Below are 22,440 nucleotides of genomic sequence, written 5' to 3' on the forward strand. Positions count from 1 at the left end.
CACAAACAATCAACAGCCTGGAGTCATCATGGCAGATACAACTTTCAACCCGGCGCTGCAAGCCAAACCGCTGATCGCAGACCGGGCACGCAATGACTGGAACAACTACTGGAGTACTGCCAAGGCGGGCGATACCCAGAGCTGGGCTGGCGGAATGCTCACGCGCAATGAGGATGGCTCGGCAACCCTGAACAAGAACGGCAATGCACAGACATTCAATGCTGCGACATCCATGGAGGAGCTGGCCGCAGGCAATCAGGATATCGCCAATATGTGGGGCGGACAGTACGGTGTGGTCAAGCCGGTGAATGCGCAACTGAACTTTGATCCGAGTACCGGCTATCAATCTGCGGCCTTGCGCGGGGTCAGCGATAACGAGCTGACCAGTAACCAGATCGGCAAGGTGCTGGATGCCAATAGCCCGTTGATCCAGCAGGCGGTACGCCGCTCGATGGAACAGAGCAATAGCCGCGGGCTGCTCAATAGCTCGATTGCTGTTGGTGCCGGTACAGAGGCGGCAATTTCCCAGGCGTTGCCGATTGCAAGCGCCGATGCAGGTGCTTACCAGCAGGCAGCGCAAGATAACCAGAATGCCAGCAACCAGTTCGGTTTGGCAAAAAACAACGGAATCATCAATTCGCAACTGGCCGGGATCAACGCCGATTACGCACTGCGCAATCAACAGTACGGCAATGATTTTACCGGCAGTGAAAATGAAAAAACACGCAGGCAGGATCAGAGCCAGTTTGAGCAGAAGCAGGCACAGCAGAACGAGCAGTTCCTGGCCGCCCACGCACTGGAAATCCAGAATGCGGGTCTCGATGCACAGAAATTTCAGTGGAGCATGGATCAGGCTGCGGCGACGCTGAATAGCACCAACTTCCAGGCATACAGCACCGCAATTCAAAACATGCTGCTGTCCAACATCGACAACAAGGATGACGCCATCAAGGCGATCAACAAGCTCTATTTCGGCAATGAAGAAGGGGCCGGTGACTTCCAGTTCAGCCTGAAACCCCGCACGGACTGGGCGCAAATCCAGCCGTACCCGAATCCGTAAAGGAGATCGAGATGCCTTATGGAACGGATGGCGGGTATGGGTATGGTGGGGTTGGCACACAGGGCGGTTTCGACAGCGGCAGCCACGGCCAAGGCACACAGGGTGAAGGCGGATATGGCAATGCCGGGCATGACCAAGGCCAAGGTGCAAAGGACCTGGACAATGCCCGCACGCAGGATGCGCTGGGCCAGGCCAACAATTCCAGCCCGCCCGGCTTTACCCAAGCCCTGAGCCAGAGCGATGCGCGCACCCAGCAGGCGGTGGATAACGCCAATGGGAAGTTTGGTCATTACGGGACCGTAACAACTGCGGCAATGGTGTACGGGGACCCAGATGTCCAAAACGACCACGATACCTATACGAACGACGAAAAAAAGGCCGCGATCAGAAACCCGTACCTGGACTTGTCATCGTGGCAGCGCTCGGCATATCTCGGCGATCTTGGCGCTGGGTATGACGAACGCGCTGAAGCCACCAACCGCGTTGCGGCATTGATCGATAGTCGGGCAACTTATGATTCAGCGTCCAAAGCCTATGGAATCGGCAAGTTTGCCTTGATGCTGGCCAATCCCGTACTGGGTACGGTACTGAGCGCAGCAGAGCTTGGCTATGACGCATTGTCCGGCGATCTGGCTAACAACCCATCCAGTGCGATTGACCGGGGTATCGGGCTGATCCCGGGGAATCCATTTGCCAAGACAGCAGCGCGTGTCATTGCCCGTGCTGCAACGGGCGATTCGTCCGGGGCTGCTGGGCTGGCAGGCGGGGCATTGGGTGGCGTCTTTGGCGGCAGCGCATTCGGTCAGCCTGGCGCACTGGCGGGCAGTTGGGCCGGCAGCAATATCGCACGCGGGCTGGCGAGCAGCGAAAGCAGCGGCGAGGGAAATGGTGGGCAGGGCGGGCAACAGGAAGGACGTGGTGGCAATGGGTCGACCGGCCCCGGCATCATCCAGACCGCTATGGCTACCAAACCGGTGACGTCCGTGACAGCCACTCAGCCGATCAGGATCAAGTCGGTAAATTACAACGTGGGTAGCGCCCGCAATTTCATGGTGGGATGAGGTATGGATTGGTTCAACGATGACGCGAGCTGGAAGGATTGGGCAGGCGGTAACGCCAAAGCCACCGATACATCAGGGTGGGACTCGCTTGATCTGAATATCCCGAGCGAGAGTTCGACACCCGCTGGTGGGACTGATTGGTACAGCTGGATGCCGCCAAGTGCTTCGATATTAGCCAGCGGCTTCGGCATGGATAAAGGTGAGGACGACACCGCGAGCCTGTTCGGTGGCGTGGGCAAGGCGCTTGGTGGCGTATATGACTGGTATCAGGGCGCGGGTCCTGGTGTGCAAGGCCTCGTCAATTCCGTGGTGCTGGGCAGCGCACAGGCATATCTCAAAGGGCGAGAGGCCGACAAACAGCGCGATTACGAGCGTACGCTGACCGAAGAGCAGCGCGAATACAACCGCAAGATGCGCGTGGTGCCGAAGAATATTGCGGTTGGCAGTGCTGCCAACTTCCAGGGGAAATGAGATGGCAGGCATCATTCAACAGGCCATGCTGCAACAGGCGTTGCCACAGCAAACAATGCAACCGAAGCAACCGCAGGCACAGCAGATGGCGTTGCTGGCTGCCCGCCTGCTCTATCAGGGGGGTGAGGCAGTCGCACAACGCCTGATGGCGGACGGCAGGGTGGACGAAGACGAGGCTGGCGATCTGGCGGTGAACCTGATGGTCGCAGCCAACAACGATCACCAGAAGGAAACCGGAGAGGAAACCGACCCGCGTACCATCACCTTCATGCTGCCAGCGGTATGCCTGCTGGTGGCGGAGTTTGCCGAACGCATCGGCGGCTTACCCGAAGGACGCGCCGGCGCATTCGCGAGGAAGATGCTGCCATCTGCCATTGCACGTTTCAAAACCAGATTCCTGAATCAGGCGCAGGGTATCGGGCCAGTACAAGCAACGCCGCAGCAAGGCATGTCGCAGCAAGGCGGGCAACAATCCATGCCGCAGATGCAACACGCGATGGGGGGACTGTAATGGCAGGCATTATCGAGGCCGCACTGGGCGGATTGGCTGGTGGCGCAGGCTGGGGGATACAACAAGCGGAAAGGGCACAGAAACAGCTCGATTGGAAAGAGCAGCAAGATTATCTGGCTGCCAAGCAGGAGGCGCATGACCTCCTCACCCGTGGCTGGCAGGTGGAAGATCGTGATCTTGGCAATCAGCGCCAGGATACACGTTATGCGACCGACGACAATTACCGGCAAGCGGAGGTCGAGCGAAGCAACCATCAGTTCGATATATCAACGGCGTTGAAACGGGCGGAAATAGCTAGCCAACGCGCATATCAGCAAGATGCATTGATGAATGATCGTGCAAGGCTGAATCAAGTCAGGCAAGGCGATGAGCTTGAGCAAGCGCGATATAAGGAAAATGCGCCGTTACGAGTTCTGGAAATGCAGCATGCACTGCAAATGGCTCAAGCACGTAATACGTACGCCAATGCTTTGCAAAACGGCACTCCGGACGACAAGCAGGCGCAAGCGGCGTTGCGGTATATCCAGGCGTTTTCCCCGGCAATAGGGACGGATACAAAAAATCCTGGTTACGCTGGTCGTTGATTTCGATAGCGGAAGACGGCTGCAACCGCCCCATGGGGAATATGATCATCGTAGCGAGACACGCACTCGGGTATTGAAGGCCAATATCTCCTGCGCTGGATCAATCTGACCCGGAGTCTGGAACGGTTAACTATCGGCATAAGCACACCACTGTAGGTTGTCCGGATATCACTGTGTATTAAATGACCACCACCACCCGGTGGTCATTTTTTTTGGCGGGCAATACTTGGCAAACATGCAATCGGCCCCCTCATGCGTGCTGCGATCACGCAACCTGAATGCCGATTACACACGGCGTTACAGTGCCGTGCGCAGCAAATAAAGGTGGTCACACTGCAGCATCTACCAGAGAGCTGCAATCATGCCAGACCAGAACCCGCACGAAAGCGCTACAGCCGTTGAGCTGCGCTATATCAAGGACAGCCTGACCCGCGTTGAAGGAGTGCTCGGGCAGGTTGTTGAACTGACCAAACACGTGGCGCTCGTCAATGAGCGTACCGAAAACCACCGCCAGGATACCGAAGCGATGGATCGGCGCCTGACCACGCAGACGCTGCGCATCGAAGACGACCTGCGTGGCGAAAAACAGCTGCGCGAGGACGCAGTGAGCAAAGTGCACAGCCGTGTCGATACGCTCAAACGCTGGGTCTATATGGTGATGGGCGGCGGCATCGTGGTGGGGGGCTTGCTTGCTTATGCCGGCGAATCGGCCAAGGAACTGCTGCGCGAGATCGCCAGGCTGCACGATGAATCCCTCGCTCAAGGGATCGAGATCAAGCGCATCGGCACGCAGCTGGGCAAAGGGGATAAGCCATGAGCGGCATCATCCTGCCCAGCCAGGGCATCAACTGGCCCATTGCCTGGGATGCGGTCAGGCTGATTGCGCTGTCCGAGGGCTGCAAACTGCGTGCCTACCTGTGCCCGGCTGGTGTGTGGACCATAGGCTGGGGCCAGACCGACCACGTGAAGCGTGGCATGGTATGGACGCAAGCGCAGGCGGATGACGACCTGTGCGCGGAGCTGGCGGCGCTTGCTCGTGAAGTACGCAACGCTTGCCACGTTGACACGGGCGCCAACGAACTGGGTGCGCTGTGCTCACTGGCCTACAACATCGGCGTGGGCGCATTCAGGAAATCCACCGTGTTGCGCCAGCATAACGCAGGCAATCCACAGGCGGCCGCGCGTGCATTCGCCTTGTGGAACAAGGCGGCCGGCAAGGTATTGCCCGGCCTGGCCAGCCGCCGTGCGCGTGAGGCGGCGCTTTATCTCACCCCGGATGACGATGCCGATTACTTCGAAACCGCGATGCCGCAACAGGTGGAAGGCGAGCAAACGCTGGCCGGCTCGCCGATTGCGCAATCCGGCGCGGCATCGGTTGCCACGGGGCTTGCCACCGGTGCCGCTGCGCTCACGGGGGATGTCAAAACCACCGCAGATGCGCTGGGCCTCAGCCCCTTGCTGATCATCGCTGCCGTATTGCTGGCAGTTGGCTGCGCGGTGCTGTATCAGCGCTACCGGCAACGTGCGGGGGGCTGGGCATGAGTGTGCTGGAGCGTCGTTTGATCATGCTGTTGCTTGCATTGATATCGCTGTTGCTGATCGGCGCAGCCATTACCGTCGGCTTCTGGTGGGGCAGCCATGGCAAGCCGGTGGTGGAAAATATCAGCAGTGCCCAGGCGCTGCGGCAGCAGGATGGCAGCGTGGTGGCCGAACGTGTACCACAGCAGAAGCCCGGCCCGGCACCACATCGCCTGCCCAAAGGCAGTATCGAAGAAAGGCGCATGCATGTGGTGGTCAAACCCAGCCCGGCGGCGGCAAAACTGGATGCCAGCGGCGCGGCCTATTGCGACTGCGGCCCGGTGGCGGTGGATCTGTCGCTGGTGCGGGTGGGCGATGGACGGCGGGTAGTCGCCAGCTCGCCGGATGGCAACATCATCAGCGCGCTGGATGTGCCCATCGAGCCGGCATTGATCCCGCCCGAGCCCAAGCGCTGGGCCGCAGGCGTGAGTTATGACCCGGCTGCACACACTCCCGGCATCTGGCTTGAGCGTGATCTGGCGCGTATCCGGCTGGGTGTGGAGGTGCAGCAACGGCGTGATGGCAATGCAGCAGCCAGGTTCAGGGTGGGGTGGGTGTTTTGATATACCCGTTTCAATCTGCATTTGCTGCGTGCTGTTGCCTGGGCTTTAGCACCAGCAACAGCACAAGGTAGAACAGCACGCTCGATATTGGCCAGATCAGGAACCAGTGGCCACCCGACTTCAGCATGGGCAGCATCACGCCAACGCAGAGTAGGCCACCCGATCCAAGCAGCGCGATATACCGCCATCTGTGCACAGGCAAAAAACCGCGTGCCAGGTAGGTCCAATGCAAACGCCAGATCGCAGCGAAACCCGCCAAGGTAAAAACGATTACCGGCACCATTATCACCGCCAGATTGCCGATGCCCAGCACGAAAAATAATGAAACCAACAAGAGGGGTATGGCGACGACGCAGCTCGGAACGGTGATCACCCCGAAGATGATGTAAGAAGCCAGCTCAAGAAGCTGCGCATTTTTCTGGCCCACCAGTCGTGGCGCTTCCACTACAGTGTGACCGCTCAAGCGCTGCTGATTTTCTCTGGTCGTCAACAGGATAACGCCGCCTACAATTGCAGCCGGAATGGCGCAAAATGCCAGCAAGAACCCCAATACCCCCAGCCAGAACATCTTGCCCCCGATTGCGTGCAGGCTGGTGCCCACACCGCTAAAGAGCGCTGATTATACCTGTGGCCGCGATGAGGTTGTTCCAGGTTGAGTGGGCTTACTCAGCGCCGGATACGTGCCTGCTATGGTGCCGGCGGCTGGCCCAGCGGCCGTATCTCCACAAAGCCATGCCTTGCCCCCGGGCAGCGCTCGGCCCATTGCAATGCTGCATCCAGATCGTCAGCCTCGATCAGGAAATAGCCCGCCAATTGCTCCCTGGTATCCGCATACGGGCCGTCCAGCACCTGTGTTTTGCCCTCTTGCACCTGCACCGTGGTGGCGATGGTGCTGGATGCCAAGTGGCTACTACCCCGTAGCGCATCAGCGGCAGTCAAAGCATCCGTGAACGCCGCATAAGCGCCCATCCACTCCTTCTGCTCGGCATGGCTCAATCGCGCCCAGCCAGCTTCCTGCGAGTACAACAGCAACATGTATTGCATGGGGTGCCTCCATCGGGTTGTCGGCGGTGCGAAGTGGCCGCCATGACAATGACGCTTACGCCAATGGCATTTCTACAAATGGGGACGAAATTCATGCCGTGTAACGCGGAAATAGCTAGGTCCTGTTAACATTAATTGCACAGTTAGCGATTTCTACGCATACGATGTCCATGGAAATCACGTCCGCGCAATTTGCACAGATCGAACACTGCCTGCCCCGGCAGCGCGGCAACGTCAGCCTCACGAATCTGCAGGTCTTCAATGCCATCCTGTACGTCGCAGAGTACGGCTGTAAGTGGCGAGGCTTGCCCAAACGATTCGGCAACTGGCACACCATCTACACCCGCATGAATCGCTGGGCCAAGGCCGGCGTTCTAGACCGCGCCTTCGAGGAGCTACAACGCACTCAGGTTGTGCGGATCAAGATGGAAGCCGTCTCTTTGGACAGTACCAGCGTCAAGGTCCATCCAGATGGCACCGGAGCACCAAAAAAAACGGTCCGCAGGCTATCGGCAAGTCCCGCGGTGGCTGGAACACCAAAATTTACCTTGTAGCAGCGGATGGCCCGTACCCCCATTGCGTTCTCACGCTCTCCTGGTCAAGCGCATGACGCACCGGAGGGGCGCAAGTTGCTCAAGCGACTTGGCTCGCCGGGTCACCCTGTGCACCTGCTTATGGACCGGGCCTACGAGGGCAATGAAACGCGCCAGCTGGCGCTTGATCCAGGCTTCATCCCGGTTGTGCCGCCACTGCGAACGCGCATCTCGCCCTGGGAATACGACCGGGAGATGTACAAACGACGCAACGAGGTTGAGCGCCTGTTCCGCAGGCTCAAGGGCTATCGCCGCGTCTTCTCCAGATTCGACAAGCTCGATGTGATGTTCATCGCCTTCATCTGCTTTGCTCTGATCTCGGACGGGTTACGTTAGTGTTAACAGGCCATAGTTCAGCGTGCGGCGGACGCAGCATCGGCGGCCGCCGCCTTGATCACGATCTGGCCATGGGTTTCCACCTTGTGGCCGGCTAGGTTCTTCTTTGCCCATTTCCTGTAGGCATCCAGGCGTTCATCCGGCGGGGCGGTTTTCCAGCTGGCCTGGTGCAGGTTGACCCAAGTGTATTCCGGCATGTAACCGGCGGTGATGACCTTGCTCAGGTCATCAAAATAACGGTTGGCCGGCAAGTCTTTGGCGCGCAGTTCGTTATACATTTTGGTGGCGGCAAAGCGGGCCTCCACCTCCTCGACGTATGCAGATGCAATCACGCCGGTCTGCCCCTGATAATCACTGAAATGTGCGCTGATATAGCGGGCGCGTGCCATGGCATAACCCAGCCAGACAGGTGCCATTTCCGATTTTGCCGTTACAGGGTCCATATTGACTTCGATATTGGTCTTGGCTTGTACCAGCGAGCTGGCGCCAAGGGCGGCAACGGCGAGAATCAGCGGTGCAATGAGGCGGGTGATACGACGGTGCATAGAGTATTCCTGTTGCTCATGGAACAGCAGCCAGCGGCTGCCGAGGGGCGCGCAATCGCGTTGATGCCACTTTAACGCAACGAGCGGTGACGCGATGACCCGAGAGCATACAAAAGCTGCAGGGGCAAGACAAACGGATGCAGCCAGTGCATTGCCCGATGCGGTACCGATCCATGCCGGGGCACGGCAAGGCACCGTTCATATGCCGGGTATCGGGGCTTGGATGCAGCCGGGCTGCATTTGTTCCTGCAGGCATCTTGCCCGCAAACATGCGTAGCGCGTATCAGACGGTCCTGCACGGCAATGCTTGCCGGAAGCCAACGTCAGCCCCGGCACGGCCGGCAAGCGCAGCAGCAGCCTGCCGCGTGGGGCCGGAGCGGGTTTCCTTCCCCATGGCGGTTCAGGCTGGACGGAACAAGCCCATGTCGGCGCGTATGCCCAACTGCTGCATATAGGCAGCGGGATCGAAACCTTCCGCTGCATGGCGCTGCTGCACAAATGCCCTGGCTGTTGTGAATGCATCATCGCTGGCCCATTCCGCCAAGGTGACCACATTGAAATCGCTGCCTTGACCCGCATCGGTCAACACCAGATTCTGCATGCAGCCTGGCAGCGTGCTGACCAGTTCATTGATGCGGTTGACCTGGGCCATGAAGGCGGGCATCGCCCCGGCGGGCACGGCAAACTTGTCGACGCGGAACAGCGGCGTGGCAGCGTTGATGGATAAGGACTCGGGCATGACTGGCTCCTTGATTGCGCGCAGGGTTGCCCGCATGCAAAGCAGTGTAAAATCTCAAGTTATATTGAGGTAAAGGGGATTTTCATGCCGATGACGCTGGGGCAGGCCGGCATTGCGGCCACGCTTTCCGTGGGAGAGGTAGCGCGCCGCAGCGGCGTGGCGGTGTCCGCATTGCATTTCTATGAAACAAAAGGCTTGATCAGCAGCAGCCGTAGCGAGGGCAATCAGCGTCGCTATGCGCGCGAGGTATTGCGTCGTGTGGCATTTATCCGCGTAGCCCAGCGGGTGGGCATCACGCTGGCACAGATTGCAGAAGCGCTGGCTACGCTGCCGGTGACTGCCGCGCCGGGCCGCAGGGATTGGGAGCGGCTGTCTGCGGGCTGGCGCAGCGATCTCGATGTGCGTATCGCGCAACTGCAGCAACTGCGCGATACGCTGGACGATTGCATCGGTTGCGGTTGTCTGTCGATAGATCGGTGCCGCTTGCGCAACCCTTACGATGAACTGGCTGCGCAGGGAGCGGGTCCGCAGCGGCTTTGGGTAAAAGAAATCAAGCCTGAATAAGCAATCGGCAGCAGCCGGTATTGAATGGTGCCCGCGATTGATCGGACCGGGCCATTTGTCCGGCCGGGGTGCAATTGCCCCCGGTGATTTGATGTTGCAAGCCCGGTACGGCGACCGGCTTGCGGTATACGCCACAGCGAGATTGCAGGCGATATGGTCTACGATGTAAAGGCAGGCAAGGATGGGTATTGCATGTGCTGGCCAATCCGCTGTTTATGGAATGTGTGCCGCAACGCGTGATGCCTTGCCATGAAACGCGTGATGCCTTGCCATGAATATACCGATCACTACTACACATCACGCCATTCACCGTGTTCGCATTGTTTCTGGAAACAGACAGGGCCGGATGCAATTGATTGTGCCAATTTGATTCCCCGCAGGATGCCTTGTCATGTTCAAAACCTGGTCTATCCGGAAAAAATTGTTGGTCAGCCTGGCGCTGATCCTGCTGGCATCGCAACTGACTGCGGGGCTGGTGCTGGGGGGGCTGCTGCGCAGCACCATGACCGAGCGCATGGAGCAGGGCGAGCTGAAGCAGACCGTGGCGGCCATCCGCAATGATCTGGATAAATCGCTGTCGGTACCGGTGCAAGTGGCTGCGGGTATAGCGCAGAATACCTATCTGCTTGATTGGGTGGCTGCAGGCGAGCCGGTAGAAGGCATTGCCGCGTGGCAGAAATATGCAAAATCGGTAAAGGCAGCAACCGGTTATCCCATCGTTTCCTTTATCAGCGAGGGCACCCGCAACTATTACGACGACGAGCGCGGCTTGCTCAGGAAACTCGAGCCGACAGGCGATCGCTGGTTTGACGAATTCATGGGCAGTGGCAAGAAGTTCGATTTCAACCTGGGCATCGAGCCGGGCAAGGCGGTGATGATGTTCATCAACTACCGCGCCGACGATGGTCAGGGCCACAAGGGGGATGCCAGCGTGGGGCTGGACGTTACCGATATGGCCGAGCGCATCAAGAAAATGGCCGTGGGGCAGGCAGGGCAGGTATTCGTGGTGAATCAGCAGGGCAAGATCCAGATCCACCGCGACCCTTCGCTGGTGAAAGTGGATGCCAAGGTGGATCTGACCAGCCTGCCCGGCATGAGCGAGGCAGCGCCAACGCTGCTCAAGCAGGGTGATTTCAACCTGGCGCACTACGATGGCCCGCAAGGCGCCATGGTGGTGGCATCGAGCTACTTGCCCATCGCAGGCTGGTTCGTGCTGGTAGAAATGCCCCGCTCGGAGATCAATGCCGTGGTCAACCGCACCATGGTGTGGCTGGCCGTGGTGGATATCGTGGCGCTGATCATCTCCATCGGCCTGGTGGTGCTGCTGGTGGGCTCGATCACGCGGCCACTGGCACGGCTGCGCGAAGCCATGCAGGCGTTGACCACGGGCCAGGGCGATCTGACCGTGCGGCTCGATGCCAGCAGTGGTGACGAAATCGGCCATATCGGCCGCAGTTTCAATGATTTCATGGCGCAGTTGCGCACCATGTTCCTCAAGGTGCGGGAAGAAACCGGGCAATTGACCAGTGGCGTGGCCAGCATCAACGACATGACCGCCAAGCTGGCTGACGATGCCCGCCACAATGCGGACATGGCCGGGGTGACCGCGGCCACCATCGAGGAAATTACCGTGTCGATTTCGGTGATTGCCGACAACAGCCGCAGTGCGTCCAGCACCGTGGAGCAGGCGGGGGCGGTGTCCGTGACCAGTGCAGAGTCGGTGGGCCGGGTAGCGCGGGAAATCGAACAGGTGGCGGCATCGATGGATGAACTCACTACGGTAATGGGCGGCCTGCAGACGCGCAGCGAGAAAATCGCCTCGATTGCCGACGTGATCAAGGCGATTTCCGACCAGACCAATCTGCTGGCGCTCAATGCCGCCATCGAGGCCGCGCGCGCTGGCGAGCAGGGCCGCGGCTTTGCCGTGGTGGCGGACGAGGTGCGCAAACTGGCCGAGCGCACCGGCCGCGCCACGGTGGAGATTAGCGACATGGTGCGGGCAATCCGCAGCGAATCGGGCAGTGCGCTGGCGCATGCACAGCATACGGATGTGGCAGTCAAAAGCGGTGTGGCGCTGATGGCGCGCGCCATTGTGGATATCGAATCCATCCAGAGCCTGATGCAGGCGGTGGCACAAACCACCGATGACATCCGCGATGCAGCGGTCGAACAATCGAAGGCGACCGAGGCGATGGCCAGCGGCGCCGAGCAATTGTCCAACCGCGCAGCGCAGGCCGATCAGAACATCCACAATACCCAGGCGGTGGTGCAGGACTTGGGCCGGCTATCCCGCGAGCTGGGTGGACTGGTGGCACGCTTCAGGCTGTGAGTGTATGTGGCTTCATGTTCACCAAGGCCATGTCAGACTGGGCCGGATAGCGGGGCCTGCGCAGTGATGGGACAGTGATGGCTCAACGTGGCGGGAGCAGCGCAGGTGGCCTGGACAGAAGCGGTTATGGATACCATACGCGCGGAGTTTTCCGATGTGCCGGATGCCGCGCAGATCACCCGCATCGTGGTGCGCTTGCTGCTGGCGGCAGTGCTGGGTGGCGTGCTCGGTTACGAGCGCGAGCAGAAGGGCAAGGCTGCCGGTATCCGCACCCATATGCTGGTGGCACTGGGCGCAGCGCTGTTCGTGCTGGTGCCGCAGCTGGCTGGTACCGCCGTGGCGGACATGAGCCGGGTAATCCAGGGTATCGTCACCGGCGTGGGTTTTCTTGGCGCCGGCGCCATCATCAAGCAGCATGCCGAGGAAAACGTGCAGGGCCTCACCACCGCCGCCGGGCTGTGGATGACCGCTGCCATCGGCATTGCCTGCGGCTTGGGGCGCGAATCGACCGCTGTGCTGAGCACCTTCCTGGCGCTGGCCATCCTGAGCCTGGTACCGCATTGCTTTGATCGCAAGAAAAACGGTACCGATCCTGCGAATCAGGCAGACGAAGCGCAGGGTTGATGGCGTTTTCGAGCGGACCAGCGGGTGCCCGCTGGAGGCCCTTGCTGGATCATGCGCGAAGAAAGCCCGCAAAGCTGCCATCGGCAAGACCAGCGGCCCGCACGTTGCCCCGTAAATCACCGCACGTGCAATTGCTGATTCCGGGCCGGGCGTGGCGCGTATGCATGCCAGACAGGTAGGGGGCCGGACAAGCCGGAAACAAACATCAGGCGGGGAAAGGTGATGCGATGGCGATTGGCCTTCTCAACGTGGTCTCGAGATCGGGCGCGCATGACATCCCCGTGTTGTGGCACCACACTGCAGCTGCCGTGCTGCCGGTCCGCAATGGCCTGCAATTGGCAGGTTATCCTGCACGCTGCACGGATCATCGCTGCTGTTACCCCGTTCACATTCCAACTTGCGCCTGATGCCGCTGGCTTCCGGGCCATGGAGCTTGCATGTCCGCACCACGCCGAACACGGGCCGCCCTCGCCATCACGGTGATGCTGCTGATATTGCTGGGTTTGCGGGTATGGAGTAGCGGACAGGCCGCCGCCATCTCCGGGCCGACGCATTTGCGATCGGGCGATGACGGCAAGGTCTATCTGGTACTGACCGATGCATTGCTGGTGCTCTCGCCGCAGGGACAATTACTGGATGAGATTCCCCTGAGCCGTTTTGGTGTCGAGCGCCTGATCGGGGATTTCTGGGTCAGCAACCAGCAGCAGATCCTGTTGCGTGCCGGGCAAGATGGCGGTGGGCTGCTGCGCAGCCTGCGTATCTTCAACCGGGTGAACGGGGATGGCGGTGACCAGATGCCGGCAGGCCAGGTCACATTGCAATGGTGCGCGCTGGCCACCGGCAATTGCAAGCCGTTTGCAGGGGGCTTCCGCAGCAACCGTACATTCAAGTTGTGGCGCGATGCCGCCAGCGGCGCGTTCCTTGTTGCCGACACCGCTCAGCGGCGCTTGTTGCGGTTGCGGGTGGATGGCGAGGTCGAAGCCAGCAGCGGGCAGGATTTTGCATTTCCCAACACCTTGCAGCTGGGGCCGGACGGGTTGCTTTACGTGGCCGATACCAACCACCACCGTATCGTGGCGGTTGATCCGCAAGTCGCCAGTTTTGGTGCGGAACGCAACGCATATCCGGTGCAGATGGATATCCTTCGGGGACGCGACTGGCCCAATGCACTTGCGGTAGCTGGCGATGGCACGCGCTGGGTGGTCAATGCCGGGCCGGATATGGCGCATGGCGATCTGCTGGTATACGAGAAAGACGGGCGTATCCGCCACGAAATCACCTTGCCTGATGGGGCAGACCCCCTATCCATCCTGATCGTGGATACGCGTGTGCTGGTGGCGGATACGGGCCGTTTCGTGATTCATGTATTCGATCCGGCCGGCAACGCCCTGCCGGCATTTGGCGATGCAGCATTCCAGCAAGAGCTGCAGCAGGCCGCGCATGCCAAGCTGGTTTACAGCCGCATCAGCACCGGCGCCATGGGGTTGTTGATCATGGTGTTCATTGCTGCATTGCTGTTGTATCGGCGTGCGAAGCGGCTGGGCCAGATTTAGGGCGGGATCAACGCGAACATGCCTGATCTGTGCCACTGCCATCATTCATCGCCTCCGCTGATGCAACCCATCCAGCGCTGGCGACGCGTGGCACGACGCTCCGCACGGTAGCAAGATCAAGCAGCGGGTTTGCCTTGTGGCGTGCTGTCTGAACGCCGGCAAGTTTGCAGGGGCAGGGAACTTTTCGCCAAAAAGCTTGTATGTATATTTCTTGGTTGGTAAGTTTTTGCCGGAATCAATCGCGACAGGTAGCGCGCTTTGATGGGCAAATGCACCAGACCGGGATCGCGAATGCCTTATCGGCGCTTTGCGGAGACTGGGCTGCTTGTCCGTCAGCCCTGATATAACCTCATGACAACAGGAAGCCTGACGTGAAGCACCAAGTAAAAAACCTGATTCTTCCTGCCGCCTTGTCGGTCAGCGTGTTGCTGGTAGCATGTGGCGGCGGCAGTGCCTCGGTGGGTGTATTGCCCATCGCGCCAACCAGGGCGCCAACGCCCACCCCGACCCCCGTACCGGTCTCCTTCGCTGCTGAAGGGGTATGGCGGGGCACTACCAGCAATGGCCGCGCGCTGACTGGCGTGGTACTCGATAACGGCAGCTACTGGGTGCTTTATTCCGCCACGAATAATGCCAATATCATCGCTGGCGTATTGCAAGGTTCGGCAAAGGCAGAGAATGGCGACTTTGCCAGCACGGATGGCAAGGATTTGAATCAGGAAGGGGGCGGCGTCAATGCGACGACCATCGTCGCCAACTATGTGGCCAAAAAAACGCTGACTGGCACATTGACCTATCCGGCCAGCAGCCAGTCCGTCACGCTGACCGGTACGTACGATGCAGACTATGAAAAAAAGCCTGCACTGGCTACCATCGCGGGCACCTACTCCGGCACGGGCGCCGTGCAGGGCGGTAGCGAAGCCATAACGCTGATTGTGAGCGCAACAGGCCTCATTACCGGTACTGGCACCAGTGGTTGCAAGTTTACCGGCACCACCAGCCCGCATGCCAAGGGCAACGTTTACGATGTAACGGTGACGTTTGCCGGTGGCGCATGCATGTTGGGAACCAGCACCATCACGGGTGTGGGATATTACGATGCGTCGCAAAAGCGCCTGTATGGCGCGGCGCTCAATACAGCCCGCAACAATGGCATGATTTTTGTGGGGACCAAGCCGTAGGCCGCTTGACGCGCCATTTAACCTGGCCAGTTGCCCTTGACCAGACCGCAACGTTACCAGCCCGGCAGGTTGCGGCCTGATCCATCTGCCAGGCTGTGTGGGCCAATAGGCATGACCAGACGTAGATTTACCCATTTAATCAGGAATGAGCAGCGTGAATATCCTAACGAAGACAGCGGTTTTTCTCTCCATGGCAGCGGCCGGCCTGATCCTGGCTGCGTGCAGTGCAGAAGAGGGCACCACCACGCCGACACCGACGCCAACCCCGGCAATTACACCAACACCGACGCCGATTCCTGCGTCCGCAACGGCCGAGGGCTTGTGGAAGGGCGTGGATAGCGGCGGGCGCTCGTTCACTGCGCTGGTACTGGGCGACGGCACCGGTAAATACTGGATGCCGTATACAACTGCAGCCAATCCGAATGTATTCGTCGGTTTTCTGACGGGTACGGCAACCTCGTTGAATACCCTGTTTTCATCAACGAATGGCGTAAATTTCGATAGCGTGGCTGCCAATATCGGCAATGTGGTGGTCAGTGGTTCATATATTGCCAAATCCACATTCCGCCCACAGATTACCGGCAATAATCAGATTGTTTCACTCAACTCCACCTATAGCCCGGATTACGAACTGACACCCACGCTGGCCAGCATAGCAGGCGAATATACCGGTCAGGTCAGTACATTGATTGGTACGCAGAACAGCACATTGACCGTGACCAATACCGGCACCGTCAGCGGCAAGTTTGCTGATGGCTGCCAGTTCAGCGGTAACATTTCCGCCAATGCGAAAGGCAATCTGTACAACTTGTCACTGGCCTACATTGCGCTCAATTGCGGCAAGAATACGGGTTCCGTTGCAGGCGTTGCCTATTACGACAAAACGCAGAGAACGCTGGTTGTAACCACCATCGATACACCGCGTACGGCGGGCCTTTTGTTCCAGGGCACAAAACTCTGAAGCCATATTCTGTGAGCGGTTCCGGATGGATCGCGTAGCGGGATCGGGTGGCACCGCCTCATCTGCTCGCCGCGTCGTGATGGAGATACCCCATGCCCGAGGTCATCGGTATTGATCATGTCTATATCGCCGTCAGCGATATGCGCAGGTCGGAAGCCTTTTACGATCAGGTTTTGCTCACGGTGCTGGGGTTCCGGAAAAACGCCTGCACATTGGCGGGCGATCCGCACATCCAGTACTACAATCGGCATTTTGGCTATGTGTTGCGGCCGGCGCGCTCCGATGCCGGTCTGGAAGTGCCGGGAAGCGATCAACGGCAACGACCCGGGCTGCACCACCTGTGCCTGCGCGTACAAAGCGCGGCAGACGTCGCCGAGGTGGCCCATGCAATGCAACAGATGGGTATCGCAGCAACCGATGCGGCGCTCTACCCTGACTATGCCGTGGACTATACCGCCACTTTCTTTACGGATCCGGATGGCTTGCGGCTGGAAGTAACCAACTACCGGCAAGAGCGCCAGCAGCGCCATGATTGCTGGAATCATCCCGCATGATCGGATGCACCAGCTGGTGCACTCCGCCAACCCAGGAGCCCCGATGGCGCAATATCTTGCAGAAGTGATCTGGCAACGCGGCGAACAGGATTTCCTCGGCAAGCGCTACAGCCGTCGGCATCTGATTCGTTTTGATGGCGGGGTCGAGCTGGCCGGTTCGTCGTCGCCGCACGTGGTACCGCTGCCGATGTCCGACGCCAGCGCGGTGGATCCGGAAGAAGCTTTCGTTGCTGCGCTGGCCAGTTGCCACATGCTGTGTTTCCTCGCCATTGCCGCCAAGCAGGGGTTTTGCGTGGATCGCTACCAGGATGCTGCAGAGGGCACCATGGCGAAAAATGCCGGGGGAAAATGGGCGATCGACGTGGTGACGTTGCGGCCGGATGTGCTGTTTTCTGGGCCACAGCGGCCTGACCGCACGCAAATCGACCAGATGCATCACGCGGCACATGAAGAATGCTTTATCGCCAGTTCGGTAAAGAGCGAAGTACGTTGCGAGCCGGTGTACGGCAGCGCGCCATGATCCGGCCCTGCCGATAAGCCGGTGCGGTCTGTTCCGTAACGCTTCATGTCGGCAATGGCTGCCATTCCAGCCATCATTCAGGTAACTTCCCCAGCCTGGTCAATCCGCCAGACGTGGTCAGCCATGCCCCGCAATATCGAAATCAAGGCGCGTATCCAAAGCGTGGCTGCACTCGTGCCTGTGGTGGCTGCGCTGGCGCAGCAAGGCCCGGTAGACATCATGCAGGACGATACGTTTTTCGACTGCCCTGATGGCCGCCTGAAGCTGCGCGCATTCTCGCCAGAATCGGGTGAGCTGATTTTCTATCAGCGCGCCAATCAACAAGGCCCCAGGGAAAGTGTCTATGCCATTTCGCCGACTACCGCACCGGACAGTTTGCGTGAAGTACTTACTCGTGCATATGGGCAAGGCGGGCGGGTACGCAAACACCGGGTGCTGTTCATTGCCGGGCGCACCCGCATCCATCTGGACCGCGTGGAAGACCTGGGCGAATTCCTCGAGCTGGAAGTGGTGCTGCAAGATGGCGAAGCGGCCGAGGCCGGGGTGGCAGAGGCGCATGCATTGATGGTGCAACTGGGCGTGCAGTCCAGCCAGTTGATTGAAGCCGCTTATGTGGATTTGCTGGCACTGCGCCAGCTGTGCTGACAAGGCGATCCGGGCTAGGCCGTATGCGGCTTGACTGTTCTGATGGGCGAAAGCGGCAGCGACGCCTGCTCGACCGGCATCCGTTGCGGGTAGCAAAAAAAGCGGCGCCGGTAGGGCGCCGCAAGGCCAGAGGATAATCAAACCAATTCAGGAGGAGATCGCCTCCTGCCTGTATCAACGGGATGGCTGTTGCTGTGGTTGACTACTTCGCCTGCCACAGCACCGGCACCACCAGTGGTGTCCAGTTGCCACCCACGGGGGCGGTGTGCGCAATCAGCGCGGTGTATTGCTTGCCCTGATAGCTGACGCACGCACCGACCGCGTACGACACACCTTCCTGCCATGGTGGGCAACCGGGGGCCGGCGTTGGTGTCACCGGCGGTACCGGGGTGACTGTCGGTGCGCTTGTGGGTGGCGTGGTCGGTACAACCGTGGGTTTCACGGTGGGCTGCGCGGTTGGCGTGCTGGTCGGTGACGGCACGGTACCGGTGCAAGCGCCGAGATCCAGCCATGGGCCCCACTGGCCGGAGGTAGTCGGGTCATTGCCTTGCGTCCACCACTTGGCTTCGTAGTTGCGCCCGTTGCGGGTAACACGCTGGCCGGTCAGGTACACCGCATCGGTGCCCCATGCCGTGTAGCAACTGCCCGGTACCGGGGTGGCGGTGGGGCGGGGTGTTGCGGTCGGTGGCACGGTGGGGCCGGTGGTTGGCACCACGCTGGGCTGGGTAACCGGCGTCGGCGTCGGCACGCTGCTGGGTACCGGTGATGGCGGCGTGCCGTTGGGGACATAGGTAAAGTCGGTCAGAACCAGTTCCACTTCCTTGTTGTCGGTCGGCGCGCGGCCACCCACTTGCCACAGGTTGATCAGGAAGTACTGCGGCTTCTGGCTGATGCACTGCAGCGGATCGTGCGAGCTGCAATACCACTGGTTGAGGCGGTTATCGGTTTGCGCGGGGGGGAAGCGTGGATCGAACACCCAACTGGCGGTTTCACCGGTGCTGTCGTTCAGTGCGCGGTGGCCGTTCAGGGTCTGGAAGCTCACCTTGTCCGATTGCCAGGTAAAGCGGTGGGTGGACAGATCGCTATCCAGCACCAGATCGAAACCATGCCAGCTGCGCACCGCGCCATTCACTGCCGGCCAGACCGTGTAGTTGCCGATGGGGGCGAACGCATTGCCCCATTTGGAGAACTCGATATCGATTTCATTGGTGGCATCGCCACCCACATCGCGCGGCGGGTAGGTATAAAAGCCGAACACCACGTTCGGGTCTAACTGGTCTGGCCGGCCCACCATATGCGTCTGGAAGGTACCGAAGCCCAGCCGGTCCATGCTCACGCCCAGCTGGATTTCGGTAGATGACCACACGCCATCGCGGTTGGCTATTTTCAGGTGCAGGCGGCCCTGTTCATCCACCCAGGCGTTGCGCTCATCCCAGTTGTTGGGGCCGGGGCCGCCGCCACCGGCGCGCACCTGCCAGTCGAAGCCGGACCAGCGCAGTACCTTGGGTGCCGGAGTGGGGGTCGGGTCTGCGGCCCACGCTGCGCTGTGGAGCAGCAGGTAAAGCGGGATGATGGAAAGTACACCGATCTTTTGCAACGTACGCATGTTCAATTCCTTTATCTGCAAGCTGGGCGGCTGGCTGTGGGCCGCGCCACCAGCAAGGGTGAAAGTGCCCCGCGCCATGCGGGGCTCAAGGATTGCCTGGGGATCGTTTGACGGTTTAGCGCAGCGATTGCGTCAGCGTGTTGAACAGGCTGTGCTGCGCATCATCCTGCGTCAGCTCCCAGATCATCACGCCGGCCAGACCATTGGCTTTCACGTAGTCGAGCTTGGTCTTGAGCGATTGCGGATCGTCGTAGCTGACAAACTCGCGCGTGCCGGCGTTGTACAGATACGGCGCGCCACCGGCTTCCTTGCTGCGGAATTGCTGCCAGCCCGGCTTGCCGATCAGGTCCTGCTTCACCAGGTAGTACTGGCCGGCGCCCGGCTCCTTGTACTGCTTCAGGCCCGGTCCCTTGGAAGGCTGATTGAGGCCATCGCCCGCTGGGCCGGGCTCCACATTGCCCTGCGCGCGGAAGTAGAACGGCAGCCCGAATACCAGTTGGTCCTTGCGGGCGCCCTTGTCCAGCATGTACTTGATGCCCAGGTCGATGGACAGCACCTTGCCGTCCGGATCGGCCGCCAGCCCGTACAGCGGGGCCAGCAGGCCGGCGCGTGCGCTCCAGGCGCCGTAGAAGTCGTACAGCATCATGTTCACCCAATCGAGCTCTTTCACGGCCCGCGGGATGTCATAACCGGACAGCGACCAGCCGCCGTTGGTCACCGGCAGTGCGGCGGTCAGCACGTATTTCTGGTTGTCGTTCTTGCCCTGGCGGGCCAGCTCGGCGCGCAGTGCCTGCAGCAGCAGGATGTAGTTGTCCTTGTCTGCCGGCGATGCATCATCGGCATAGTTGCCGCCGGTTACCGGATGCTCCCAGTCCAGATCCAGCCCCTGGCACTGATAGGCACGCATGATGGCGGTGGCGGTGATGGCCAGCCGCGTGCGCGCTGCCTCGCTTTGCGCCACCTTGGCGATATTGCGCGAACCCTCCCAGCCGGCAATCACCCACTGGCACTTCAGCGCCGGGTTCTTCTTGCGGGCCTCGGTGAAGGCCTGATGCCAGAACAGCGCCGATGGCGCTGCTGCATCGCTCACGAAGGCCGTGCCATCCGGCTTTACCTCCAGAAACGACAAGATGCCGTAATCCAGCTTGGGCAGTACCTCTACCGCCCGCTGCTGATCCTGATCCGATTGCCAGGTGGGCAGGTAGGAAATGATCAGTGGTGCCGCCTGGGCCGCGCTACAGAGCAGCGCGCCGGCCATGGCGAAGGGAAGCAAGGGGTTGAATCGTGGGCTATGCATGCAATGACTCTCCTGGGTATTGTTTGTTCGCCGCCTCGGTGTGCGGCGTAGCCAAAAATTAAGCGATTGATTAGCAAGGAGGAATGTCTGAATATGACGATCACGTTTGTTCAAGTTGCGCACCATGTCCACCATTTACCAGGAACTGTTCGATATCGACCCCCGCAATGTGCAGCACAGCGTGGGGGCGCGCATCTTTCACCACCCGCACCTGCGTGCGCTGGCTGACCACGATGTGCTGCTGGCAGGGGTGTCCTACGTGCACGGCCCGCTGCATGTGGAACGCATCGGCGCGCCATTCCATATCGTGCTGCTGAGCGTGGAAGGCGAGGGGCTGGTGATCGACGGTGCGCAGCGCCGCCTGCTGGGCCCCGGGCAGATGGCCATCCTGCCTGCATACGGGCACAGCGGCTTTTGCGATAACGGCGGCTACTGGCGCACCGCGTGGTTCTTGCTGAACGATTCGCGCAGCTGGGCCTTCCTGCAGGGCAACCAGATCAGCATGCGGCCGGTGATTGCTGCAGAGAATCTCTTCCACGCCACCGCGCTCACCTGCCTGGAGGCGCAGCAGGAGCACGAAGCATTCACCGGTGCTGCCATGCTGCTGGCGGTGGACTTGCTCAAGCGCATGCTGGCCAGCACCGAGGCGGGTGATGAAATCACCCGTTCATTACAGGCGCTGTTCGATGCAGTAAAGCGCGACCCCGCGCAGCCCTGGCGCGTGGAAGACCTGGCCGCCCGCCAACACCTCAGCCGTGCGCAGTTCCAGCGCCAGTGCCTGCGCTACCTGGGCGTGGCCCCGCAGCAGATGATCATCAACCAGCGCATGGCCCGCGCCCGCGAGTTGCTACTGGCCGGCTTCGGCAACGTGGGCGCAGTGGCAGAGGCGGTGGGCTATGAGGAAATCGCCAGCTTCAGTCGCCGCTTCAGCCGTCACTTCGGCACCGGGCCGGGCGATGTGCTGCGCGAGCTGGCGCTGGCTCCGAAGGAGATCGGGGCGGGGTGAGGGGGCTGATAGATGAATCGCCCGATTCCGCACGCCTGCCAAGGCAGCCTTACCACCGAGCTGTGGTTTTGGGGCATAAAAGACAAAGGCCAAAGCGATAACGGTTTTATAACGGTAAATTTCTATTGCGTTGGCCAAGCTGCTCCGTCGCAATGGCAATGCTGCTACCGGATGCGCAATCGCAAACAAGTCACCTAGCATCATGTCGTCATGCCACAGGAGGATGAGGTCGATGCCATACCGTTCGCGGTACGCCAATGCCAGCGTTTCCAGTTCCAGCGCATCCGGCATCCAGTTTGACGGATACAGTTCCCGCTAGATGGCCATCGGTGTGTCGGCAGGGCGGAAGCGCAGCGCTGGCAGGCGTGGCAGCGCAATCGCATCGACAAACAATTGCAGAAGCGGTGGATATCCGTTTTGCTGGCCTGGGGAATGTGCTGCGCCAAGCCCGGCCAGCGCATGGCCTGTGCTGATAATGCGGCAGCGGGTTGCTGGCCAAATGCAGCATCAATGTG

The 22,440-nt window shown here is 60.2% G+C and carries 24 protein-coding genes and 1 pseudogene; 19 read left to right on the forward strand and 6 right to left on the reverse strand.

Annotated elements, in window-relative coordinates:
- Positions 1-28: 28 nt before the first annotated feature.
- The 8 genes from IGB42_RS09680 to IGB42_RS09715 all read left to right on the forward strand — a co-directional run bounded on the left by IGB42_RS09680 (position 29) and on the right by IGB42_RS09715 (position 5,828).
- On the forward strand, positions 29-1,060 hold the full coding sequence (locus IGB42_RS09680) for a hypothetical protein (protein WP_159670652.1): 1,032 nt from the start codon (positions 29-31) through the stop codon (positions 1,058-1,060).
- Between the two features lie 260 nt (positions 1,061-1,320).
- The gene (locus IGB42_RS09685) at positions 1,321-2,121 is read left to right on the forward strand and encodes a hypothetical protein (protein ID WP_159670654.1); all 801 of its coding nucleotides are present in this window, start codon (positions 1,321-1,323) and stop codon (positions 2,119-2,121) included.
- A 3-nt stretch (positions 2,122-2,124) separates the two neighbouring features.
- Entirely contained in the window at positions 2,125-2,592 is a 468-nt protein-coding gene (locus IGB42_RS09690) for a hypothetical protein (RefSeq protein ID WP_159670657.1), read from the forward strand.
- 1 nt (position 2,593) lies between these two features.
- Positions 2,594-3,103, forward strand: coding sequence for a hypothetical protein (locus tag IGB42_RS09695; RefSeq protein WP_159670660.1), 510 nt, complete (start codon positions 2,594-2,596; stop codon positions 3,101-3,103).
- On the forward strand, positions 3,103-3,687 hold the full coding sequence (locus IGB42_RS09700; RefSeq protein WP_159670663.1) for a hypothetical protein: 585 nt from the start codon (positions 3,103-3,105) through the stop codon (positions 3,685-3,687). The genes IGB42_RS09695 and IGB42_RS09700 overlap by 1 nt, the downstream gene beginning before the upstream one ends.
- A gap of 361 nt (positions 3,688-4,048) precedes the next feature.
- Entirely contained in the window at positions 4,049-4,504 is a 456-nt protein-coding gene (locus IGB42_RS09705) for a hypothetical protein (RefSeq protein WP_159670666.1), read from the forward strand.
- Positions 4,501-5,229, forward strand: a complete 729-nt coding sequence (locus IGB42_RS09710) for a lysozyme (RefSeq protein WP_159670669.1) — start codon at positions 4,501-4,503, stop codon at positions 5,227-5,229. The genes IGB42_RS09705 and IGB42_RS09710 overlap by 4 nt, the downstream gene beginning before the upstream one ends.
- Before the next feature lie 17 nt (positions 5,230-5,246).
- On the forward strand, positions 5,247-5,828 hold the full coding sequence (locus IGB42_RS09715; RefSeq protein ID WP_159670672.1) for a hypothetical protein: 582 nt from the start codon (positions 5,247-5,249) through the stop codon (positions 5,826-5,828).
- A 10-nt stretch (positions 5,829-5,838) separates the two neighbouring features.
- Here the strand turns inward: IGB42_RS09715 and IGB42_RS09720 are convergent, their stop codons facing one another.
- Both IGB42_RS09720 and IGB42_RS09725 read right to left on the reverse strand, forming a co-directional pair.
- On the reverse strand, positions 5,839-6,396 hold the full coding sequence (locus IGB42_RS09720) for a hypothetical protein (protein WP_159670675.1): 558 nt from the start codon (positions 6,394-6,396) through the stop codon (positions 5,839-5,841).
- Positions 6,397-6,515: 119 nt separating this feature from the next.
- Positions 6,516-6,872 (reverse strand): YciI family protein, encoded by a 357-nt coding sequence (locus IGB42_RS09725; protein ID WP_159670678.1) that lies wholly within the window; start codon positions 6,870-6,872, stop codon positions 6,516-6,518.
- 170 nt (positions 6,873-7,042) lie between these two features.
- On the opposite strand from IGB42_RS09725, the pseudogene IGB42_RS09730 reads away from it, so the two are divergent.
- Positions 7,043-7,801: pseudogene (locus IGB42_RS09730) on the forward strand (IS5 family transposase).
- 17 nt (positions 7,802-7,818) lie between these two features.
- Here IGB42_RS09730 and IGB42_RS09735 read toward each other — a convergent pair.
- Together IGB42_RS09735 and IGB42_RS09740 are read right to left on the reverse strand one after the other, a co-directional pair.
- Positions 7,819-8,346 carry a hypothetical protein gene (locus IGB42_RS09735; protein ID WP_159670681.1) on the reverse strand — a complete coding sequence of 176 codons (528 nt, stop codon included), beginning with the start codon at positions 8,344-8,346 and terminating at the stop codon, positions 7,819-7,821.
- Positions 8,347-8,746: 400 nt separating this feature from the next.
- Positions 8,747-9,085 (reverse strand): antibiotic biosynthesis monooxygenase, encoded by a 339-nt coding sequence (locus IGB42_RS09740; RefSeq protein WP_159670684.1) that lies wholly within the window; start codon positions 9,083-9,085, stop codon positions 8,747-8,749.
- Positions 9,086-9,169: 84 nt separating this feature from the next.
- On the opposite strand from IGB42_RS09740, the gene soxR reads away from it, so the two are divergent.
- The 9 genes from soxR (at position 9,170) to IGB42_RS09785 (ending at position 18,016) form a co-directional block, all read left to right on the forward strand.
- Positions 9,170-9,649, forward strand: a complete 480-nt coding sequence (gene soxR, locus IGB42_RS09745) for a redox-sensitive transcriptional activator SoxR (RefSeq protein ID WP_159670687.1) — start codon at positions 9,170-9,172, stop codon at positions 9,647-9,649.
- A 391-nt stretch (positions 9,650-10,040) separates the two neighbouring features.
- Positions 10,041-11,978, forward strand: coding sequence for a methyl-accepting chemotaxis protein (locus tag IGB42_RS09750; protein WP_159670690.1), 1,938 nt, complete (start codon positions 10,041-10,043; stop codon positions 11,976-11,978).
- 126 nt (positions 11,979-12,104) lie between these two features.
- Positions 12,105-12,602, forward strand: coding sequence for an MgtC/SapB family protein (locus IGB42_RS09755; RefSeq protein WP_159670693.1), 498 nt, complete (start codon positions 12,105-12,107; stop codon positions 12,600-12,602).
- Positions 12,603-13,039: 437 nt separating this feature from the next.
- Entirely contained in the window at positions 13,040-14,155 is a 1,116-nt protein-coding gene (locus tag IGB42_RS09760; protein WP_159670696.1) for an SMP-30/gluconolactonase/LRE family protein, read from the forward strand.
- 371 nt (positions 14,156-14,526) lie between these two features.
- The gene (locus IGB42_RS09765; protein ID WP_159670699.1) at positions 14,527-15,336 is read left to right on the forward strand and encodes a hypothetical protein; all 810 of its coding nucleotides are present in this window, start codon (positions 14,527-14,529) and stop codon (positions 15,334-15,336) included.
- A gap of 154 nt (positions 15,337-15,490) precedes the next feature.
- Positions 15,491-16,297, forward strand: a complete 807-nt coding sequence (locus tag IGB42_RS09770) for a hypothetical protein (RefSeq protein ID WP_159670702.1) — start codon at positions 15,491-15,493, stop codon at positions 16,295-16,297.
- Between the two features lie 92 nt (positions 16,298-16,389).
- On the forward strand, positions 16,390-16,851 hold the full coding sequence (locus IGB42_RS09775) for a VOC family protein (protein ID WP_159670705.1): 462 nt from the start codon (positions 16,390-16,392) through the stop codon (positions 16,849-16,851).
- A gap of 43 nt (positions 16,852-16,894) precedes the next feature.
- The gene (locus tag IGB42_RS09780; protein ID WP_159670708.1) at positions 16,895-17,371 is read left to right on the forward strand and encodes an OsmC family protein; all 477 of its coding nucleotides are present in this window, start codon (positions 16,895-16,897) and stop codon (positions 17,369-17,371) included.
- 123 nt (positions 17,372-17,494) lie between these two features.
- Positions 17,495-18,016, forward strand: a complete 522-nt coding sequence (locus IGB42_RS09785) for a class IV adenylate cyclase (protein WP_159670711.1) — start codon at positions 17,495-17,497, stop codon at positions 18,014-18,016.
- Between the two features lie 202 nt (positions 18,017-18,218).
- Here the strand turns inward: IGB42_RS09785 and IGB42_RS22550 are convergent, their stop codons facing one another.
- Positions 18,219-19,622 (reverse strand): carbohydrate-binding protein, encoded by a 1,404-nt coding sequence (locus tag IGB42_RS22550; protein WP_304505715.1) that lies wholly within the window; start codon positions 19,620-19,622, stop codon positions 18,219-18,221.
- A 115-nt stretch (positions 19,623-19,737) separates the two neighbouring features.
- The gene (locus IGB42_RS09795; protein ID WP_159670718.1) at positions 19,738-20,919 is read right to left on the reverse strand and encodes a glycoside hydrolase family 18 protein; all 1,182 of its coding nucleotides are present in this window, start codon (positions 20,917-20,919) and stop codon (positions 19,738-19,740) included.
- Positions 20,920-21,043: 124 nt separating this feature from the next.
- Here IGB42_RS09795 and IGB42_RS09800 point away from each other — a divergent pair, with 124 nt between their 5' ends.
- Entirely contained in the window at positions 21,044-21,925 is an 882-nt protein-coding gene (locus tag IGB42_RS09800; RefSeq protein WP_159670723.1) for an AraC family transcriptional regulator, read from the forward strand.
- Positions 21,926-22,440 lie beyond the last annotated feature (515 nt).

This window comes from Andreprevotia sp. IGB-42 (assembly GCF_009848685.1).
GTDB lineage: Bacteria > Pseudomonadota > Gammaproteobacteria > Burkholderiales > Chitinibacteraceae > Andreprevotia.

Excerpts from the sequence above, each read along its gene's own strand:
- IGB42_RS09680 (WP_159670652.1), top strand. The coding sequence starts at position 29 with ATGGCAGATACAACTTTCAACCCGGCGCTGCAAGCCAAACCGCTGATC.
- IGB42_RS09690 (WP_159670657.1), top strand. The coding sequence starts at position 2,125 with ATGGATTGGTTCAACGATGACGCGAGCTGGAAGGATTGGGCAGGCGGT.
- IGB42_RS09695 (WP_159670660.1), top strand. The coding sequence starts at position 2,594 with ATGGCAGGCATCATTCAACAGGCCATGCTGCAACAGGCGTTGCCACAG.
- IGB42_RS09700 (WP_159670663.1), top strand. The coding sequence starts at position 3,103 with ATGGCAGGCATTATCGAGGCCGCACTGGGCGGATTGGCTGGTGGCGCA.
- IGB42_RS09705 (WP_159670666.1), top strand. The coding sequence starts at position 4,049 with ATGCCAGACCAGAACCCGCACGAAAGCGCTACAGCCGTTGAGCTGCGC.
- IGB42_RS09710 (WP_159670669.1), top strand. The coding sequence starts at position 4,501 with ATGAGCGGCATCATCCTGCCCAGCCAGGGCATCAACTGGCCCATTGCC.
- IGB42_RS09720 (WP_159670675.1), bottom strand. The coding sequence starts at position 6,396 with ATGTTCTGGCTGGGGGTATTGGGGTTCTTGCTGGCATTTTGCGCCATT.
- IGB42_RS09725 (WP_159670678.1), bottom strand. The coding sequence starts at position 6,872 with ATGCAATACATGTTGCTGTTGTACTCGCAGGAAGCTGGCTGGGCGCGA.
- IGB42_RS09735 (WP_159670681.1), bottom strand. The coding sequence starts at position 8,346 with ATGCACCGTCGTATCACCCGCCTCATTGCACCGCTGATTCTCGCCGTT.
- IGB42_RS09740 (WP_159670684.1), bottom strand. The coding sequence starts at position 9,085 with ATGCCCGAGTCCTTATCCATCAACGCTGCCACGCCGCTGTTCCGCGTC.
- soxR (WP_159670687.1), top strand. The coding sequence starts at position 9,170 with ATGCCGATGACGCTGGGGCAGGCCGGCATTGCGGCCACGCTTTCCGTG.
- IGB42_RS09750 (WP_159670690.1), top strand. The coding sequence starts at position 10,041 with ATGTTCAAAACCTGGTCTATCCGGAAAAAATTGTTGGTCAGCCTGGCG.
- IGB42_RS09755 (WP_159670693.1), top strand. The coding sequence starts at position 12,105 with ATGGATACCATACGCGCGGAGTTTTCCGATGTGCCGGATGCCGCGCAG.
- IGB42_RS09760 (WP_159670696.1), top strand. The coding sequence starts at position 13,040 with ATGTCCGCACCACGCCGAACACGGGCCGCCCTCGCCATCACGGTGATG.
- IGB42_RS09775 (WP_159670705.1), top strand. The coding sequence starts at position 16,390 with ATGCCCGAGGTCATCGGTATTGATCATGTCTATATCGCCGTCAGCGAT.
- IGB42_RS09780 (WP_159670708.1), top strand. The coding sequence starts at position 16,895 with ATGGCGCAATATCTTGCAGAAGTGATCTGGCAACGCGGCGAACAGGAT.
- IGB42_RS09785 (WP_159670711.1), top strand. The coding sequence starts at position 17,495 with ATGCCCCGCAATATCGAAATCAAGGCGCGTATCCAAAGCGTGGCTGCA.
- IGB42_RS22550 (WP_304505715.1), bottom strand. The coding sequence starts at position 19,622 with ATGCGTACGTTGCAAAAGATCGGTGTACTTTCCATCATCCCGCTTTAC.
- IGB42_RS09795 (WP_159670718.1), bottom strand. The coding sequence starts at position 20,919 with ATGCATAGCCCACGATTCAACCCCTTGCTTCCCTTCGCCATGGCCGGC.
- IGB42_RS09800 (WP_159670723.1), top strand. The coding sequence starts at position 21,044 with ATGTCCACCATTTACCAGGAACTGTTCGATATCGACCCCCGCAATGTG.